Origin of the sequence: uncultured Abiotrophia sp. (genome assembly GCF_938010525.1) — a bacterium.
Classification (GTDB): Bacteria; Bacillota; Bacilli; order Lactobacillales; family Aerococcaceae; genus Abiotrophia.
Genome location: NZ_CALLVK010000021.1, coordinates 1 through 14,866, shown reverse-complemented (window position 1 = coordinate 14,866; position 14,866 = coordinate 1). Strand labels below are relative to the sequence as shown.

16 protein-coding genes are annotated in these 14,866 nt (G+C 44.8%); 14 read left to right on the top strand and 2 right to left on the bottom strand.

From position 1 onward, the window contains the following. Positions 1–139: 139 nt before the first annotated feature. From Q0339_RS04740 to Q0339_RS04695, 10 genes are all read left to right on the top strand, one after another. The gene (locus tag Q0339_RS04740; protein WP_070755241.1) at positions 140–1,021 is read left to right on the top strand and encodes a sugar ABC transporter permease; all 882 of its coding nucleotides are present in this window, start codon (positions 140–142) and stop codon (positions 1,019–1,021) included. 19 nt (positions 1,022–1,040) lie between these two features. Then, positions 1,041–1,874 (top strand): carbohydrate ABC transporter permease, encoded by an 834-nt coding sequence (locus tag Q0339_RS04735; RefSeq protein WP_023391088.1) that lies wholly within the window; start codon positions 1,041–1,043, stop codon positions 1,872–1,874. 8 nt (positions 1,875–1,882) lie between these two features. Beyond that, positions 1,883–2,569 (top strand): N-acetylmannosamine-6-phosphate 2-epimerase, encoded by a 687-nt coding sequence (locus Q0339_RS04730; RefSeq protein ID WP_298077674.1) that lies wholly within the window; start codon positions 1,883–1,885, stop codon positions 2,567–2,569. A 32-nt stretch (positions 2,570–2,601) separates the two neighbouring features. Then, complete coding sequence (locus Q0339_RS04725) at positions 2,602–2,925, top strand: hypothetical protein (RefSeq protein ID WP_023391086.1); 324 nt, start codon at positions 2,602–2,604, stop codon at positions 2,923–2,925. A gap of 29 nt (positions 2,926–2,954) precedes the next feature. Continuing rightward, on the top strand, positions 2,955–3,398 hold the full coding sequence (locus Q0339_RS04720) for a YhcH/YjgK/YiaL family protein (RefSeq protein WP_298077673.1): 444 nt from the start codon (positions 2,955–2,957) through the stop codon (positions 3,396–3,398). 17 nt (positions 3,399–3,415) lie between these two features. After that, positions 3,416–4,333 (top strand): dihydrodipicolinate synthase family protein, encoded by a 918-nt coding sequence (locus Q0339_RS04715; RefSeq protein WP_298077672.1) that lies wholly within the window; start codon positions 3,416–3,418, stop codon positions 4,331–4,333. A 114-nt stretch (positions 4,334–4,447) separates the two neighbouring features. Further along, positions 4,448–7,831, top strand: coding sequence for a sialidase domain-containing protein (locus Q0339_RS04710; protein WP_298077671.1), 3,384 nt, complete (start codon positions 4,448–4,450; stop codon positions 7,829–7,831). Between the two features lie 151 nt (positions 7,832–7,982). Beyond that, positions 7,983–8,630 (top strand): hypothetical protein, encoded by a 648-nt coding sequence (locus Q0339_RS04705; protein WP_298077669.1) that lies wholly within the window; start codon positions 7,983–7,985, stop codon positions 8,628–8,630. 16 nt (positions 8,631–8,646) lie between these two features. Next, the gene (locus Q0339_RS04700; protein WP_298077668.1) at positions 8,647–9,408 is read left to right on the top strand and encodes a polyphenol oxidase family protein; all 762 of its coding nucleotides are present in this window, start codon (positions 8,647–8,649) and stop codon (positions 9,406–9,408) included. Between the two features lie 14 nt (positions 9,409–9,422). After that, positions 9,423–10,007 (top strand): uracil-DNA glycosylase family protein, encoded by a 585-nt coding sequence (locus Q0339_RS04695; RefSeq protein WP_298077667.1) that lies wholly within the window; start codon positions 9,423–9,425, stop codon positions 10,005–10,007. 29 nt (positions 10,008–10,036) lie between these two features. On the opposite strand, the gene Q0339_RS04690 is transcribed toward Q0339_RS04695, so the two are convergent. Next, a complete protein-coding gene (locus Q0339_RS04690) occupies positions 10,037–10,552 on the bottom strand; it encodes a NusG domain II-containing protein (RefSeq protein ID WP_298077666.1) in 516 nt (171 codons plus the stop codon). 162 nt (positions 10,553–10,714) lie between these two features. Between Q0339_RS04690 and Q0339_RS04685 the strand changes: the two genes are divergently transcribed. The 3 genes from Q0339_RS04685 (at position 10,715) to serS (ending at position 13,188) form a co-directional block, all read left to right on the top strand. Further along, the gene (locus Q0339_RS04685; protein WP_298077665.1) at positions 10,715–10,993 is read left to right on the top strand and encodes a hypothetical protein; all 279 of its coding nucleotides are present in this window, start codon (positions 10,715–10,717) and stop codon (positions 10,991–10,993) included. An 86-nt stretch (positions 10,994–11,079) separates the two neighbouring features. Continuing rightward, entirely contained in the window at positions 11,080–11,607 is a 528-nt protein-coding gene (trmL, locus tag Q0339_RS04680) for a tRNA (uridine(34)/cytosine(34)/5-carboxymethylaminomethyluridine(34)-2'-O)-methyltransferase TrmL (RefSeq protein ID WP_298077664.1), read from the top strand. 300 nt (positions 11,608–11,907) lie between these two features. Further along, positions 11,908–13,188: a serine--tRNA ligase gene (serS, locus tag Q0339_RS04675; RefSeq protein ID WP_298077663.1), complete on the top strand. Its 1,281-nt coding sequence runs from the start codon at positions 11,908–11,910 to the stop codon at positions 13,186–13,188. Positions 13,189–13,285: 97 nt separating this feature from the next. Here serS and Q0339_RS04670 read toward each other — a convergent pair whose 3' ends face one another. Beyond that, positions 13,286–13,792, bottom strand: coding sequence for a PTS glucose transporter subunit IIA (locus Q0339_RS04670; protein ID WP_298077662.1), 507 nt, complete (start codon positions 13,790–13,792; stop codon positions 13,286–13,288). Positions 13,793–13,923: 131 nt separating this feature from the next. Here Q0339_RS04670 and Q0339_RS04665 point away from each other — a divergent pair, with 131 nt between their 5' ends. Further along, positions 13,924–14,766 carry an undecaprenyl-diphosphate phosphatase gene (locus Q0339_RS04665; protein ID WP_298077661.1) on the top strand — a complete coding sequence of 281 codons (843 nt, stop codon included), beginning with the start codon at positions 13,924–13,926 and terminating at the stop codon, positions 14,764–14,766. Positions 14,767–14,866 lie beyond the last annotated feature (100 nt).

Here is a 14,866-nt window from a genome sequence, read left to right as displayed (position 1 = left end):
CTAATATAAACATCCTACTCCCAAGCGCCCAATATTTTGGACTAGCGGGAGTTTGGGAGTAGTCGTTTATAGTGATCGCGACCTAGGGTAGCCGATTTGTCCCTTTTATTATGAATTATTCTCTCGAAAGGAGATCTCTATGTTAGCCAAATTAAGAAGAAAGTACGACTTTAGCGCCTATCTCTTCATTGCACCTGCTATGGCCTTCTTCCTGACTTTCGTACTCTATCCAATGTTACGCGGGATTTACATGTCCTTGCTCAAGTATAGAGGGCGGAGAGTTAGCTTTGTAGGCTTAGACAACTACACTAAGCTCTTAGGCGACCAGACTTTTATCAAGTCCTTAAGTAACACGATTTTTATCGTAGCAATTGCAGTGCCAATTGTAGTAGTCTTATCACTCTTTATCGCCATTAACATCTATAACAAATCAGCTCATGTACGGAGCTTCTTCCGTGGCGTCTTCTACTTGCCAGCTGTATCCTCAGTTGTGTCGATTACAGTGGTATGGTTGTGGATTTACAACCCAGACTTTGGGATTCTCAATTATATTCTCAAATCCATGAATGTCATTGAAGGTAATGTCCAATGGTTAGGGAACGCCTCTACTGCTATTTACGCAGTCATTGCCGTTCTAATTACGACCAGTATTGGTCAGCCGATTATTCTCTATATTGCAGCTTTAGGGAACGTTCCAGTGGAACTGCTCGAGTCTGCTAAGATTGACGGTGCCAACAACTGGACCATCTTCAAAAACATTATTTGGCCATTGATTATGCCAACGACCCTTTATATTGTGGTGACAACCACCATCAACAGCTTCCAAATCTTTGCCTTAATCCAATTGATGACTTCTGGTGGTCCTAACTATGCGACAAGCACCATCATGTACCAAGTCTATGAAATGGGGATTAAGCAGCAATCCTTTGGCCAAGCCTCTGCATGGGGTGTTGTGCTAGCCTTGATTATTGCTTTAATCTCGGCTGTTCAATACAAATACTTCAACCGCGATATTGATTAGGAAGAGGTGACGATTTAACATGGAATTCAAAAAATTCGGTCTCTACAACATTATTTCTTTCACATTGTTGGCATTCTTGACCATTTTCTTCATCTTCCCATTCTATTGGATTGCAACAGGTGCCTTTAAGGTTCAAGACGTCGCCATTGCCATCCCACCAGAATGGTTCCCGATGAGCCCAACTTTAGATAACTTCAAATCACTCCTAGTGCCACTGACTGCACGTTGGTTCTTCAACTCTGTATTCGTTTCAGTGGTAACAACCATCTTGGTCTGCACGACGGCTTCCTTAGCTGGTTATGCCTTAGCTAAGAAACGTTTCCCAGGCGCTGGCTTACTCTTTGCCGTATTTATCGCGGCCATGGCCTTGCCAAAACAAGTTATCTTGATTCCTTTGCTTCAATTGATTACGGATCTCAAACTCATGGATACCTACCGTGCCTTGATTTTACCTGCTGTCGGTTGGCCATTCGGGATCTTCCTCATGAAGCAATTCTCCCACTCTGTACCTGATTCTCTCCTAGAATCTGCAGACATTGACGGATGTGGCGAAATCAAGAAATTTGTCAATATCGTCTTACCAATTGTTAAACCAGGTATTGGTGCCTTGGCTATCTTCACCTTCATTTCCTCTTGGAACGACTATTTCTCTCAATTGGTATTCACTAACTCAGAAACAATGAAGACTTTGCCTTTAGGTTTGGCATCTATGGCTCAATCTGCTGAGTTCTCTCTTAACTATGGGGTCCTCATGGCTGGTGCGCTCTTGGCTTCCTTGCCAATGATTATTGTCTTCCTGATGTTCCAAAGCTTCTTTGCCCAAGGTATTACAGTCGGGGCGGTGAAAGGATAGTGAGCACAATGCATCCAACGATTGAACGATTAAAAGGAAAACTGATTATTTCCTGTCAGGCTTTACCTGGCGAACCGCTCTACCGAGAAGAAGGTGGGGTCATGGTTCTTATGGCCAAAGCAGCTATTGAAGCTGGAGCCGTCGGTATCCGTGCCCAAGGGATCACCGATATTGCCCAGATTAAGGAAGCTTTTGATGTACCAGTGATTGGAATTATTAAGCGAGCTTATCCAGGCTATGGTTCCTACATTACCGCCACCATGAAAGAAGTGGATGAGTTAGTAGCAGTTGGTTCCGATATCATTGCCTTAGATGCTACCTTACGTGAGCGTGCTGGGGAGACCTTGGACGAGTTCATCGCTCAAATCAAGGCAAAATACCCTAATCAATTGCTGATGGCCGATATTTCCACTTTGGAAGAGGGACTGAATGCTGAACGTCTAGGTTTTGACTTGATTGGGACCACCATGAATGGTTATACACCGTATACGGAAGGCCAAACTACGGGTCCTAACTTCGAACTAATGAAGGCCTTAGTGGAACAAACCCATACTCCAATTGTGGCTGAAGGTAAAATTCATTCGCCAGAGGACCTAGCAACAGCTTTCGCCCAAGGGATTCACACAGCTGTTGTAGGTGGCGCTATTACGCGACCACTAGAAATTGCTAAACGCTTCGTTAGCGTAGTAAACTAAAGAAATGTAAGAAAGAGAAAGGAGTGCCTGATATGACCCTGGAGCAACTGATTATTGGTTGGTTCTTCTATGGAATCTTCTTCATGGGCTTGTCGGTTTTGGCAACCTACCTGATTAACCGAGTAGCCAAGCGTTACTATACGGCGCCACTCATTATCAATGCGGTAGCCATTATTATTCTCATGGGGATGGTCGCCTTAAAACAATTTACGGCAGACATGTTCCTACAGAATTATCTCTTTACCTATATGCCAATTGTGGCGGCTAGTGTCACCTATAATTTGGTACTCTTTCTCATTCGACGCGGGCGACCCTTGCACGATCCTCGCGAAGAAGCCTTAGATACAGATAAATAAGCAATTTTCGGCAAAGAGGAGGTGAAAAGATGATTGTAGATCATTTACAAGGTCTTCAAGAATATAGCGACCGAATTCCCCATATTAAAGCAGCACTCGATACATTTAATGGTCTAGCTCAACAAGCTATTGGGCGTTACGACTTTGAAGGTGGCTACTTCTTCATCCAAGATGGAGAGCTAGGTGCAGTTGATGAATCGCATTATGAAGCCCATCAGAAATGGTTAGACATCCATGTCCCGCTTGAAGGCCATGAATATCTCATTGTGGCCCCTACATGTCAGCTGAATGAAGTCACTGCCTATGATGCCGATAAGGACATTGCCTTTTTGGATGGTCCCATCCATACTATTGTCAAACTCTATCCTGGACAAGCTTGTGTAGTTTTTCCAGAAGATGCACATAAGCCTGCCCGCCATTTGGGCCAGGTTAGTGCTTATAAAAAGTTAGTTATTAAATTACCGGTTGCATAACCAAAGGAGTCTTAAACGTGTCAAAATTCGATAAGTACAAAGGAATTATCCCAGCCTTCTATGCCTGCTATGACGATGAAGGCAATATCAGTCCAGAACGCACCCAAGCCCTAGCTAAGCATTACTTGGAAGTAGGGGTCAAGGGTCTCTACGTTGGCGGTTCGTCTGGAGAGTGTATCTACCAAAATGTGGAAGAGCGCAAGTTGGTCTTAGAAAATGTCATGAAGGCAGTTGGTGGCAAGATGACCATCATTGCCCATGTAGCGGCTGCCTCTACGCGCGATTCTGTTGAGTTAGCTAAGCATGCGGAAAGTCTAGGAGTAGATGCCTTAGCAGCCATCCCACCAATTTACTTCCGCCTACCAGAACATTCCATTAAGGATTACTGGAATGCCATGATTGATGCAACAGAACTTGACTTCATCATTTACAACATTCCGCAACTGTCAGGCTATGCCTTGACTCCTAGCATGTTTAAGTCCATGTTGGAAAATCCTAAAGTGATTGGAGTTAAGAACTCTTCCATGCCAGTCCAAGACTTAATCACTTGGAAGTTGACAGCTGGTGACCGCGAAGTCGTCGTTTTCAATGGTCCAGATGAGCAATTCATCGGCGGTCGTGTTATGGGGGCTGACGGCGGGATTGGTGGTACCTATGGGGTAATGCCAGAACTCTTCTTAGCCGCTAATGCAGCTCTAGAAGCAGGCGATTTAGCTCTGGCCTTTACCATTCAAGGCCGCATTGATGAAATCATCTTCACCTTGGTAAGTGGTAAAGCTAACCTCTACGCCGTACAGAAAGAAATCCTCAAGCGCGAAGGTCTCAACTGTGGTTCTGTCCGCCCACCATTAACAGGTGTTGGCCCAGAAGACCTAGCCGTTGTTGACAAGGCGCACGCTATGATCCAAGCCGCTCGGGCGGAATTTGTTAAATAAGCACTCACACTATGCAAGACCTGACTACTAGGGTGCTAGCTTTATGCTAGATACCCTGGTAGCCAGATTTTGTCGTATCAGCAACCCAAAATCCCTATAATTTGGAGGCTTAGCATGAGTAAACAAGCAAAAAATCTTTTCAATCGTCGGTCTCGCTTCGCTATTCGTAAATTAGCGACAGGAGTCTTCTCAGTTGTTATTGGACATGTCCTATTTTTATCACCTCAAACGAGTGTCTCAGCCCAAGAAATCCCTCAAACAAGCCCAACAGAGGCTATTAGCCAACCTGAAAATGTAAACGTTTCCGAAAACGCAAATAAGATTTCTGAAACTAGCAATCCTGAAGAAGTCCCAACGACTGCCGCAAGCTCCGCCAAAGCAGAGGAAGAAAGCTCAGTTTCAAGTTCAGAAAAAACTGAAGAGTCCAGCCAACCTCAACGGGATGAAATCGTTCGAGAAGTGGGACGTGAAAACCAAGTGTTAGACCAAAATGATGTCGCAACCAATCAAGAAAATAATCAACGGGTGGATTTATCTCAGCATCTTGATAGTCTGAAAAAGTTGACTAATGCCACTATCCATATGGAATTCAAACCGAGTGAGCGGGCGCCACAATTCTATAATCTATTTTCTGCTTCAAGTAATAAATTTGTAAATGAATATTTCACCCTTGCCGTTCATAATGGGACTGCATTGGTGGAAGCTCGTGGTCGCCAAGGTGAGCAGTTTTATGGAAGTTATAGTGATGCTCCCCTAAAAGTAACGCCAGGCCAATGGAATTCAGTGACTTTCACAGTGGAACGTCCAGATCCTAACAAAGAAACAGGACAAGTTCGCCTCTATGTCAATGGGGTCTTGTCCCGGACTAGCCCTGTTTCAGGTAAATTTTTAAGTGATATGCCTGATTTAACAGATCTTCAAATTGGTAATACACGTAGAGGATCCGACTTACGTTGGGGTAGTGATTTAACAGTACGTAACTTATCTATTTACAATCGCGCCTTATCACAAGAAGAAGTGGGGGAACGTAGCCAACTATTCAAGCGTCAACCTTTACAGTTAGAGCCTGCTCCGGGAGCAGAGATTTCTGATAAAAAGGACGTTTTCGAGAGCGGACATAGTGGTAAACCGAATGCTGACGAAATTGCCAGCTATCGTATTCCTGCTTTACTTAAGACTGATAAGGGTACTTTGATTGCTGCCGCTGACGAACGACGTCTTCACGCTTCTGACTGGGGCGATATCGGGATGGTGGTACGGCGTAGTGAGGATGGCGGTAAGACTTGGGGTGACCGTATTCATATTGCTAACCTACGCGATAATCCTAACCCTGAACGAGCAGACCAAGCCTCTCCTGTGACAATCGACCAAGTGCTGGTTCAAGATCCAAAAACTAAACGTATTTTCTCAATTTATGATATGTTCCCAGAAGGCCGAGGCATATTCGGTATGTCTGAGCAAAAGGAAACCATGTATCAAACCATTGATGGAAAGACTTATCAAGTGCTTTACCGTGAAGGTGAGCAGGGACACTACACTATTCGCGAACAAGGTTATGTCTATGCTCCTGATGGAACTAAGACAGACTATCGAGTAGTGGTGGATCCGGTAAAACCAAAATACGAGGATAAAGGGGACCTCTACCAAGGTGAGAATCTCTTAGGTAATGTCTACTTCACTAGCAATAAGACCTCACCTTTCCGAGTAGCGAAAGACAACTATCTCTGGTTATCATACAGTGATGACGATGGCAAGACCTGGTCAGCGCCTCGTGATATTACCCCAATGGTAAAAGCCGATTGGATGAAATTCTTAGGAGTAGGACCAGGGACGGGAACAGTACTTCGGACTGGGCCACATGCTGGTCGCATTATCGTGCCAACCTATTCGACTAACTTTGTCTCTCACCTTAGTGGTTCCCAATCAGCTCGTGTCATCTATTCTGATGACCATGGAGAAACCTGGCAAATGGGAGAGGCGGTCAATGATAATTTGCCAATTGAAGACGGCACCTTACACTCAAGTACTATGAATGATTACTGGTATCAAAATACAGAGGCTTCAGCCGTTCAACTTGATAATGGACAGGTGAAACTCTTCATGCGTGGCTTATTTGGCCAGTTGCAAGTGGCTACCAGTTATGATGGCGGTCAGACCTGGGCCAAACAATTGGATTACTATCCAGATGTCCATGATTCATATGTCCAATTAGCGGCCATTTCAACCCACCATCAAGGACAAGAGTATATCGTGCTTTCTAATGCTAACGGGGAAGGTAATTCTAGAAGTGAAGGGACCATTCGTTTGGCTCGAGTAGAATCGGATGGAAGCCTAACTTGGCTTCATCATCGCTTGATTCAGCCAGGATCCTATGCCTACAACTCACTTCAAGAGGTATCGCCAGGTGTTTATGGGATTCTCTATGAACACAAGGAAGGGACTCAAAATGACTTTACCCTATCCTACAAGACAGTCAATTGGGACTTTATTACCAAAGACCCAGTACAAGCCAATGAAGTCAAGGCTTTGAATACTGAGCACTATGACAGCAAGATTTTTGCAGTGAATTTTGACCACGAAGTGCTAGTGAATGATTCGCCTGTATTGACCTTATCAAATGGTAAGACGGCGCGATTCTATACACAGCTTTCTAACAAAACCCTACTCTTTAGTGCTGAATCGGTGCATGACAAGGTAAGTGTAACGGGGTTAGAGTCAGGCCATATTGAAAGTCTTCATGGTCTACCAGTCAATGTTGAAGGTCTTACCTTGCCGATTAGTCCTGCAGACCCCGTGACGCCAGAACCTGATCATCCAACTAATCCTGTGGCGCCTGAGCCGGATAAACCAACTAATCCGACAGACTCTGATGTGACAGTACCGCTCTATCGTAGCCAAGGAGTCAATGTTACCTACAACCCAGATGGTACTGTGACCTTTGAAGATAATGACAAGGATACGGGTGTTAGTGTCACCATCCCACCAGAAGGTTTAGGCAAGCAAGTAGTGTCTTTACATGTGGGACGGGTTAAGGTGCCTGGGTTAGCTGACAATGTCTTGGTCTACGAGATTCATTTCCAAGATAAGAAGGGCCAAGGTGTTCAAATCGAACGACCAGCCCAAGTATCCATTCCAGTAGATGGGACGGTAGCCAAGGCCTATCATTTAGATGATCAAGGTAAGCCAGGGCAAGCAGTGGATTTCCGTATGTCAGAAGATGGACGCAAGGTTATCTTGACTGCGCCTCACTTCTCACTTTATGCGGTTGAGCTTGGATCAAACCAAGCAGATACAACTCACTCAAGTCAATCTCAGCAAACGCCAGCTGAACCTGGCCTTACATCTGCTAGTCAGAGCCCTACAGGCAATGCTAATGAGGCTAAACAGGGGCAATTACCAGCTGCTGGGGAAGAGAGTAATTTCTTCTTTAGTGCTGCAGCACTCAGCTTCTTAGCTGGTTTAGGGCTTGCAAGCTATAAGCCAAAAGAAACAGAATAATCTTGATAGCTCGGGGGTAGGCTCACCCTTTGGAGCATAACGAATTAAAGACACGACCTTTTCTCCTTTGGTCGTGTCTTTTGTAATTTTGAAGCGCCAAGCTAGGGGGGGAAGTCATAATTTGATATAATAGGGTAAAAGGGGGAGTGAGATGATGAAGTGGGAACAGTCGCTGACAGACTATCTGGCCTATCAAAATCAGCACTATCGTAATCCGGCTAAACTAGATAATCCAGTAGAAATTGAGGGCATGGAAAACCTTAAAAGATGCGGCCAAGCAGCTCGGCAGGCTTTTTCAAAATTGGCGACTGCCTTCGGGCAAGCTTTTCCAGATTGGACTCAGGGGCGAGTAAGTGCCTGGATGAATCAAGCTCAAGTGGCTAGACCTCATTTTTGGGTCTATTATTTTCCACCAGAAAATCGGCCGGCTAGTCCAAGCTTCGCCTTGAGACTAGTATCGGATCAAGGGTCGCTCACCGTCTGCTTGGAGTTAAGTTTCATTGAACGAAGTCGCCAAGAGGAGACGCTAGCCCAACAGGCGCGAATCTTAGAAGTGCCAGCACCACAAGAAGCCTATTACTGGGTTCAGGATTCAGATAAGCAAACGCGACGCATGACCACAAGTGAAAGTCACCGGCAAGAGCTGGTAGAATCCTATGAGGCGGGGCAGGTACGCAAGGTGCTATTGCGTCAAGATATGCAGCCATTGGCGGACTATAGCGACTTAGGAGCTTTGGTTCAGGACTTAGTTAAGGCAGTAGCTGGCTTTTGGCCCCTTTATCAAGTGACCCAAAGCTAGGGAAGGAGACATGAAAATGGATTATCAGCATATAAAGGGACCTGACTACGACTACTACACGGTGCCGGCTTTGCTTGAAGCGGGCTTGGAGCATCGTTTTATTGGTAAACCGCTTAATTTCAAACCTGATTTTAAGGAGGCATCCGTAGAAGGTGTCAATCGAACTTTTCTAAAAGCCGATATGCCTCTAGTTGAGGTGCACCAGGTTCACGGAGCTGACATCTGCCAAGTAAGGGCCGGCCAATTGGGGACAGGATGGGGCTTACGCTCTCTTGGCGACTACGATGGCTTGGTAACAGAGGCAAGCGATTTGGCCCTAATGGTCAAGATTGCGGACTGTATTCCCATTATTCTCTTTGACCCGGTTAAAAAGGTGTTTGCCCTAGTTCATTCTGGCTGGCCGGGCACACTCCAATCGATTGGACAAAAAGCCTTAGAAGTTATGATGAGCCAATATGATGTGACGCCATCTAATCTGCTGATTGCCTACGGGCCCGCCCTTAGCATGGAAGATTTTCAAGTTCAGGAAGATGTCTATTGTCGCTTCCAACCCTTAGAAGCAAGTCATCCCCAGGCCTTCAAGCAGGAGGATGAGCATCATTGGTTGATAGATACCAAACGGATTAATAAGGAGCGCTTCCTAGCTATGGGGGTGCCTTTAGAGCAACAGTATGATGTGGCTGTGTCGACTAAACAAGCTTTAGGCTGTCATTCTTACCGACGTGATGGGTGGGATGGCTATGGCCTGAATGCGGTCGTAGCCTATTTGAAATCTTAAGAGGAGGGAATTAGATGCCAGAGGATTATTTGGCGATTCGTCAAGCTATCATGCAGGCACCAGAAAACCAGGTTTATAGCCAGGCAGGGATTGAGCCACTTTTTACGGCGCCAAAAACCGCACGATTAGTAATTGTTGGGCAAGCACCGGGTTTGGCTACCCAAGAAGCTGGACGCCCGTGGGATGACCGGTCAGGTGACCGCTTGCGGGACTGGCTAGGGATGGATCGCTCGACCTTCTATGATTCAGACACCTTGGCTATTCTCCCCATGGATTTCTATTATCCTGGTAAAGGAAAATCGGGTGACTTGCCACCGCGCAAGGATTTCGCTGCTAAGTGGCATCCACGAATTCTAGCTCAATTGCCAGATGTTCGATTGACGCTATTAATTGGTCGCTATGCTCAAGATTATTATTTGGCTAAGCGCAAAAGGGCCAACCTGACGGAAACAGTTGCCCATTATGAGGACTATTTGCCGGACTATTTTCCCTTAGTTCACCCCTCGCCACTCAACCAGCGGTGGCTGAAGCAACATCCCTGGTTTGAGCAAGAAGTGGTACCGGATTTACAAAAATTAGTCCATAACATTCTCAAGTAAGCAAATAAGGACTGGAGATTCTCCAGTCCTTATTTTGGTAAAACTAATTCTTCTTCTTGGCTTGAACTAGCGTTACTTGATTGACTAGCGTCAGTGCGACCACCGGTTGAACGTTGGCCGTGAATCTCGATAATGAGTCCATGTGGCAGGCAGATGGAAACCTGACCTGGTCGACCCACCCAACTGGTTTTAACCGCAATTTGGTCTGGGCTATTGTCTTCGCGTACGCGAATTCGTTTGCCATCACGCTCAATAATGTTATATTGACCCGGATGCGGGTAGTAGGTTTTCTCTTCATGAGGAGCATCCTCAGAGAGGTCGAATCGGTCCACTTCCTTGCCGTCAATTTTAATGAGGGCATAGGTAGAGGAAGATGCGGGTGCTTCCTTAGTGCTAGACCATTCAGTAGCTTGGCTGACTACATCCGATTTATTCAAGCCTTGGTAGTGGTAGAAGGTCAGGATATTGGGCAAGAAGGATAGGCCAATGACTCCCAAAATGATCAGGTAATCAAAAGGTTTTAATAAGCTAAATAGCCGTTTCATTGAGGAATCACCACCTTTTCTGAGCACAAAACTAGTATTATTGTATAAAAAAAGGGTAGAATAAGCTAGCAATTTGTGCCGTTTTTTGGTAAGATACCATTATGCCAATAAAAAGCGCTAGTCGCTTTATAAAAAATGCAAGCAAAAGGAGTTTTAAATACCATGTCATTAAAAGCAGAATTACGCGAAAAAGTGGGCACTGGCTCAGCTAAAAAAGTACGTGAAGCTGGTTTAGTTCCAGCAACTTTATACGGGAAAGGTTCAGAAGCTGTTTCTTTAACAGTTAACTGTCGTGAACTCGACGTTGTCTTAAAAACTCAAGGTTTGAGCCAAGCTTTTGAATTAGAATTCGACGGCAAGAAAGAAAACGTTGTTGTTAAAGCTGTTAACAAGGCTGCTTTGGCAGACGAAATCTATAGCGTAGACTTCAAACTCGCTTAATTTAAATGATCACTCCCGCTAGTCAGTTCTTGGCAGCGGGATTTTTTGTGGCGACCGCTAGAGGCGCCACCTAAGAAGGAGAGCCTATGAAAAATCATATTGCCTTATATCAACCGCTAATGCCGGCTAACACGGGAAATATTTCCAGAACCTGTGCAGCTACCAATACGCCGCTCCATCTAATTAAGCCCTTGGGTTTTTCGACCGACGATAAAATGCTCAAGCGTGCCGGCTTAGATTACTGGGAGCATGTAGAAGTTCACTACCATGAAAGTCTGGAGGATTTCTTAGCTTATGTGGGTGAGCGTCCACTTTACTTGATTACCAAGTTTGCGCCCCGCATTTACTGTCAAGCAGACCTAGCTCAAAATAGTGCTGGCGAGCAATTCTTCCTCTTTGGTAAGGAAACAACCGGCTTGCCCGCTGACTTAATGGAAGAGCGCAAGGCAGACTGCTTACGTATCCCGATGAATGACCAGCATGTACGGAGTTTAAATTTGTCCAATACAGCTAATATCGTCATTTATGAAGCTTTAAGACAACAAGCTTTTGAGGGATTGGATGTTACCCATCACTATCGTGACACGGACAAGGCGCGCAATCTCAACTGGTAGACTTGCGCCAGTTACGGATTCGTGATAGTATAGAAGCAGATAAATGATGCGACGGTTTTGACTAGTACAGGATAGGACGTCTTCAGAGAGATGATGGCTGGTGTGAATCATCACGGACTAGCCCTGGAATCCACCAGAACCCTGCAGCCTATGACTCAAGTAGTGCCGGTTGCCCCCGTTACAGGCCTTAAGTGCAGGAATCATGTCCTGAAATCGGGTGGTACCGCGAAACCAAGAAGAGCCTTTCGTCCCAATAAGACGAGGGCTCTTTTTGTTATTTGACCAAAAGGAGGAAATGGAATGTTAGATCGTAAATTATTGCGTGAACAATTTGAATGGGTGGTAGAGAAATTAGCTACTCGTGGTGTAGACCGGGAGGTATTGGAGAATTATCGCCGCCTAGATAGTGAGCGTCGTGAACTTTTGATTGACGTTGAAGGGGCTAAACAATACCGTAACCAAGTGTCTGGAGAAATCGCCCAACTCAAACGCAACAAGGAAAATGCGGATGATAAGATTGCTGAAATGAAAGAAATCGGTGATCGTATTAAGCGTGATGACGAGCGCTTGGCTCAAATCGAAGCAGATTTAGAAGCCATCGAGCATCGTTTGCCTAACCTTCCAGCTGAAGGGGTACCAGTGGGGGCTGACGAAGAAGATAACGTGGAAGTACGTCGCTGGGGCACGCCACGCGACTTCGACTTTACACCACTTAATCACTGGGAAATCGCTGAAAAATTAGATATTATCGACTTTGAACGTGGGGCTAAGGTGTCAGGTAGTCGCTTTGTCTTCTACAAGGGCTTGGGGGCGCGCTTGGAGCGGGCCATCTATAACTTTATGTTGGATACTCATACCCAACACAATGGCTACCAAGAAATCATCCCGCCATACATGGTAAATGATCAATCTATGTTCGGGACCGGACAATATCCAAAATTTGTGGAAGACACCTTCCGGGTTAATGACGAACGTGGTTTGACCCTGATTCCAACAGCAGAAGTACCATTAACTAATTATTACGCTAATGAAATCTTACCACTTGAGAACTTGCCAATTAAATTCACTGCCTTGAGCCCATCATTCCGTTCTGAAGCGGGGAGTGCGGGTCGTGATACACGTGGTCTCATTCGTTTGCACCAATTTAATAAAGTGGAAATGGTTAAATATGCACATCCAGATCATTCCTTCGAAGAATTAGAGAGCATGACCCAAAATGCTGAAGGTATCTTACAAGCCTTAGGGTTGCCATACCGTGTCATTACTTTGTGTACTGGCGATATGGGCTTCTCAGCAACTAAGACTTATGACTTAGAAGTTTGGATTCCAGGTCAAGATACTTATCGTGAAATTTCTTCTTGCTCAAACTGTGGCGACTTCCAAGCACGACGCGCTAAAATTCGCTTCCGCAATGCTGATGATAAGGTAGAATATGTTCACACCTTGAATGGCTCAGGTTTGGCGGTAGGGCGGACCTTCGTAGCTATCCTAGAAAACTACCAACAAGCGGATGGCTCTGTTAAGATTCCTGAAGCCTTGGTACCATACATGAATGGCATTACCGAAATTCCAGCTAAATAATAAATAGTAAGAGGCTAAAACTTTTGTTTTAGCCTCTTTTCTGATGCTTAACAATTAAAAAAGCTAGGGATTATCCCTAGCTCTTAATAGCTTGCGCTTATTTTAAGATTAATCTACCAATTTCTTGGCCACGGCTTACTTGACCTGAAGCAGTGAGTTCGAAGCTTTCTACTAAATCATTACCATTAGTGAAAATCACGATCATGGCATTGTCTTTGCCTTCAGCTGCTAATTGATCTAAGTCAACGCTAGATACTAGGGTGTTAGCATCAACGTGTTGAGCGTCAGAAACCTTAGTGTCGAATGGGCCACCGTTAAGCGCCACAGTATCAATCCCCATGTGGAGTAAAACTTCTAAGGCACCAGACTTGAAGCCAACTGCGTGTTTAGTAGGGAAGACATTGACCACTTCACCTGCAACAGGCGCAGAAATTTCACCATTAGAAGGGACGATTGCGAAGCCATCACCCATCATTTTTTGCGCGAAGACGATGTCGTTAACTTCTTCGATGTTGATCAATTGACCATCAGCGACAGCGTAGAGTGTTACTTCTTTTGAAACGGGAGCCGCTTCTTCTTTTTTCTTTTTGAAAAATCCAAACATGATCCTATCTCCTTTGTGTTTGAAATTTATTTCTTGTCCTTATCATACCACATTCTTTGCGATAAGTTCAATGCATTTAATGCCAAGATGGTGTATAATGGATGATAGCTTATAGAGAAAGGACCTAAAATATGAATGGAATTATAGAATTAGTGAAGGTAATCATCCTTGGGATTGTCGAGGGGATTACCGAATGGCTACCGATTTCTTCGACTGGCCATATGCGTTTAGTGGACGCTTTTATGCCACTACAACTGGAAAAAGCCTTTACCGATATGTTCTTCGTGGTCATTCAGCTGGGGGCTATCTTGGCAGTGATGGTGGTCTTCTTCCACAAACTTAATCCGCTGTCGCCAAGCAAGTCAGCAGCAGAAAAGAAAAACACCTGGATTTTATGGTCTAAGGTCATTGTGGCGACTATGCCAGCCTTTGTCCTGGGATTCCTCTTGGATGACTTAATGGACCAATACTTCGACAAGCCATGGGTTTATGCAATTACTTTTACCGTCTACGGTCTAGCCTTCATCTGGGTGGAATCAGGCAAGCGTAAATCTAAAGCAAGCCGTATTAATAGTTTAGAAGCTATTAGTTATAAAGATGCTGCCCTCATGGGGCTATGGCAATGCTTGGCCTTGGTGCCAGGGACTTCTCGTTCTGGGGCTACTATTATCGGGGCGCTCTTAATGGGGACCAAACGCTATGTAGCGACTGAATTCTCCTTCTTCATGAGTATCCCAGTCATGTTCGGGGCAAGTTTCCTCAAGTTAGTGAAGTTTGGCTTCCACTATACAGCAGCTGAAGCGACTTATCTAATCTTAGGGATGTTGATTGCCTTCGGGGTATCACTCTTAGTCATTAACTTCCTCTTGGGTTATATTAAGAAACATGACTTCAAGGTTTTTGGTTACTACCGTGTAGCCTTGGGGATCTTAGTAGCGGTACTTTACTTCTTAGGAGTATTTAAAGGCAAATAAAAAATGTCTGGGACCTATTAAGGGTTCCAGACATTTTTTTAATTTAAACAAAGTATAAATTTCTAATTATCTTTTTATATTTTCTTAAATGCTCGTAAAG